This is a genomic window from Natronospira sp. (genome assembly GCF_007134575.1).
Lineage (GTDB): Bacteria > Pseudomonadota > Gammaproteobacteria > Natronospirales > Natronospiraceae > Natronospira > Natronospira elongata.
This window is the reverse complement of sequence record NZ_SLKM01000063.1, coordinates 1-3,991: the sequence shown is the minus strand read 5'-3', so window position 1 is coordinate 3,991 and position 3,991 is coordinate 1. Positions and strand designations below refer to the sequence as shown.

Here is a 3,991-nt window from a genome sequence, read left to right as displayed (position 1 = left end):
GGCTAACTGCCTAGGTGGGTGTCGTAGTGGGGGTCCTGTTTGAGCAGGGCTTCGATGTCGCCGGCGGTCTGGGGTTTGGCGAGAAGGAAGCCCTGGACGTAGTCGCACTCGAAGCGATCCAGGCTCTGCATTTCCTCGTCGTTTTCCACCCCTTCGGCAATGATGTTGAGGTCCAGGTCCCGGGCCAGGCCGGAGATGGCGCGGACGATTCGTTCCCGGCGGGGATCGTGGACCATGTCGGAGACGAAGGAGCGGTCGATCTTGAGAGTGTCCAGCGGGAAGAGGTGAAGATAGCTGAGGCTGGAGTAGCCGGTGCCAAAGTCGTCAATGGCCAGTCGCACCCCTTTCTCGCGCAGTTGTTGCAGGGCCACGGCGGCATGCATGGGGTCATCCACCAGCAGACTCTCGGTGATTTCCAGCTTGATCTGCTCCGGGTCCACGCCGGAACGGGCCAGTACGGCCCCCAGACGGTCGATTTCCTCCAACTCCAGGAGCTGGCGACCGGAAACATTCACGCTCATGAACAGTGGCGGACGGCCAGGGCCATCGACAATGGCCTGGAACCGCTTGAGGGCATCCAGGGCCTCTTCCAGTGCCCAGGCCCCCATGGCGACGATCTGCCCGGTGGCTTCGGCCACGCCGATGAACTCCCCCGGTGAGACTGTTCCCCGGTCCGGGTGACGCCAGCGCATCAGTGCCTCGAAGCCTCCGATTCGGCCGTCTCTTAGATCAATAATGGGTTGGTAGAAGAGTTCGAATTCGCGGCTCTTCATGGCTCGCTGGATGTCCGCCTCCACCGCCATGTCGTGTTCTGCCTGATGCTCCAGTGAGGTCTCGGCGGTTTTCGGGGCCGCGTGCTGGAGCATGAAGCGCTGGGTCCAGATGAATCGGCCCAGATTGCCGCGCAGCAGGGTCTGCAGCAGTGGGTCGGCGGCATCGATGGCGGCCTGCAGCCGTTCGGTGGAGATCACCAGGGTCTCGGTATCGGTGGCCGCGGTGGCGGTGGCGGTCCTTGCCTGGTGGCTTATCAAGGCCAGTTCGCCAAACACCTCGCCGGGGCCCAGATTGGCAATGACCACTTTCTTGCCGCCCTGGTCAGTGGAAATTTCCACCCGTCCGTCCCGGATGAGATAGGCCTTGTCGCCCTGCTCGCCTCGTTCGAAGATGACCGTGCCGGCCTCAAATCGTTGGCCTGGGATACGTTCAGTCATGTCCTGTCCCCCTGTTTTGCGCCTCATCCCTTGGCATTCGCCAGGGTCCAAGCTCCCCCATACGGGGGGACCCTGTCAATGCCCCGCCAAGGGGGTGCCCTTGCCCCTTGCTCCAATACTAGACTGTTTGTCATGAAGCGTTCTCGTGTCTGGAAAAAGGCGGTCTGGTTGTCCGTCATTGCTGTCGGGGCAGCCCTGGTGATCCTGGTGGTGGATGGCCGGGACGGTTTCCAGCGCCTGGAGTGGATGACCGAGGACTTTCGCAGCGCCCAGTTTCGCCATGAGGCGGAGATTCATCCTGATCTCGCCCTGATTCTCATCGACGAGGCTTCCCTGAGCCTGCTCAATCCGGTGTTGGGTCGATTCCCCTGGCCACGCTCGGTCTATGCCGACCTGCTGGAGTTTCTCGCCGAGGGCAATCCCCGGGCCGTGGTCTTTGATGTTCTGTTTACCGAGAACCAGTGGCTGCATGGCCAGGATCGTGATCAGCTCAGCGAGGAGGACGAGGCCCTGCTGATGGCCACCGCCGCGGCCGGCAATGTCCATCATTCCCTCCAATTGATCCATGAGCGCCCGGATGAAGTGGACGAGGATGCCCTGGATCAGCCGCTGCCGGATGAGATTCGCCAGCAGCATGCCCTCAACGGTGTTACCGGTCTGGAAGACGAGGGCCGAAACAGCTACATGCTGCCCTTCGAACCCCTGGGCGCCTTTTCCGCCGGTCTCGGCGCCGTGGGTCTGGATGCCGATGCCGATGGGGTTTTCCGGCGGGTGAGACCGCTGTTTACCTATCAGGACGAGATTTTCCCGGCGCTTTCCACCACCGCCTTGAAGCAGCAAGTCGGTCTCGGCGAAGCCCGTTTCCAGGGCCGCGACCTGCTGCTGCCGGATCGCCATGTCCCCCTGGATGACAGTGGCCGGATGCGGGTAAATTTCTACGGTGACATTCCCGCCTGGTCCTTCGGTGGGATATTTCGCAGTCTGGGCAGCCTGAGGCGTGGCGAGCCCGAAGCCATGCTGGTGCCACCGGATGCATTCGAAGACCGGATCGTCTTTATCGGCGGTTCAGCCGTGGGCCTGCACGATATCAAGCACACACCGCTATCCAGCCGCACGCCGGGGGTGGAGATTCACATGGCGGCGGCCAGCAATCTGCTCATGGGGGACTATCTGCGTCCCTCGCCGGCATGGCTGACTCCGCTATTGGTGGTCCTCTTTGCCGGGGTGACCGCGGCCAGTTTTGCCCAGGGTCGGGTGTGGCGACAATTGACGCCACCCCTGTTGCTGCTGGCTGCTCACCTGGCGCTGGTGATGATCGCCTTCCAATACCACCATTTGGTGGACCTGGTGGCGCCCAGCAGCGCCTTGTTGCTCACCGGCCTGGCTTGCATGGCCTATGTGTCGGCCACCGAAGGGCGGGACCGGCGCCGGGTCCGCCGCATGTTGTCCCAGTATGTATCACCCGCGGTGCTGGCCGAGGTAGTGGACCGCTATGACGAGCATGTCCGGGCCGAAGTGGGCACCGAAGAGCGGATGACCATTCTGTTCTCCGACATTCGCGGTTTTACCACCATTTCGGAAGGCTTTTCGCCGGAGCAGGTGGTGGAAATGCTTAACCGCTATCTGTCGGAGTTGAGCGAGGCCATTTTTTTCCACGAGGGAACCCTGGACAAGTTCATTGGCGACGCCATCATGGCCTTCTGGGGAGCACCCATTCGCGTCCCGGATCATGCCGAGCGGGCGGTGTCGGCGGCCCTGGCCATGCAAGAGCGGCTAGAGATACTGAATCAGGCGTTGCTTTCGGAAGGGCTGCCCGCGCTGCGCACCGGCGTGGGCCTGCACACCGGTTCGGTCATCCTTGGCAATATCGGTTCCGAGCGCAAGCTCGACTACACTGTCATTGGGGACAATGTGAACCTGGCCTCGCGACTGGAAGGGCTTACCAGTCATTACGGCTGCCCGGTACTGATCTCGGAGGACACCGCCGGCGACCTGGGAGAGGGCTTTGTCTGCGCCCTGGTGGACCGGGTGCGGGTGAAAGGACGCCAGCAGGCGATTGGTATCTGGCGCCCGCTGGTCGGCCCCGATGCCGACAATGCCCAGCGGGAGCAGGCCCTGGAAGTGCGCCATTGCAGCCAATTGGCCTGGGAGACCTACCGGGAACGGGACTGGTCGGCGGCGATCGCCGCCTGGGAACGTCTGCCGGAGGGAGACCCGTTGCGCTCGCTGTTCGTCGCCCGCTGTCGGCGTTATCAGGATGAGGGTGTGGCTGCCGACTGGGATGGGGTTTATCGCCTGGACAGCAAATAATCGCGAAGTCGTGAGGGAGGAATTGCAAATGAATATGAAACGATGGGGACTGGGCCTGCTGCTACTGTGGGCCGGCCTGGCCCTGGCCGATGACGAGGGATCTGCGGAGCAAGCCGCTAAGCTGATGTATGTGCAAACGCATAATGCCGCGGTGTTCGAGGAGCCTGGCCTGGGTGGCGATCCGCTCAGCCGGCTGGCGCAAGGTGATCAAGTACAAGTGCTGGAAAGCACCGAACGCTGGTATCGTGTCCAGCAGGAAGACCTTGAGGGCTGGATGCCCAATCTGGTCCTGCGGGATACCCCGCCCAGCCGTCGGCAGAGCCGGGCGGATGAGGCAGCCGAGCTGGAGGCCAGTCCGCGGCGACGGGCGTCTGCCGTGACCACGGCGGGGGCCATCCGCGGGGTGGAGGAGGAAGAGCGTCTGCTGGATGACCCCGACCTGGACATTGAGCAGTTGCGTGCCCTGGAAG

The 3,991-nt window shown here is 62.9% G+C and carries 3 protein-coding genes; 2 read left to right on the top strand and 1 reads right to left on the bottom strand.

Annotated features, from left to right (window positions below):
- Positions 1-2: 2 nt before the first annotated feature.
- On the bottom strand, positions 3-1,211 hold the full coding sequence (locus ACJWXQ_RS02550; RefSeq protein WP_346050999.1) for an EAL domain-containing protein: 1,209 nt from the start codon (positions 1,209-1,211) through the stop codon (positions 3-5).
- 132 nt (positions 1,212-1,343) lie between these two features.
- On the opposite strand from ACJWXQ_RS02550, the gene ACJWXQ_RS02545 reads away from it, so the two are divergent.
- A complete protein-coding gene (locus tag ACJWXQ_RS02545) occupies positions 1,344-3,521 on the top strand; it encodes an adenylate/guanylate cyclase domain-containing protein (RefSeq protein WP_346050998.1) in 2,178 nt (725 codons plus the stop codon).
- A 28-nt stretch (positions 3,522-3,549) separates the two neighbouring features.
- On the top strand, positions 3,550-3,991 hold a 442-nt coding region (locus ACJWXQ_RS02540; RefSeq protein ID WP_406672075.1), incomplete at its 3' end, for an SH3 domain-containing protein.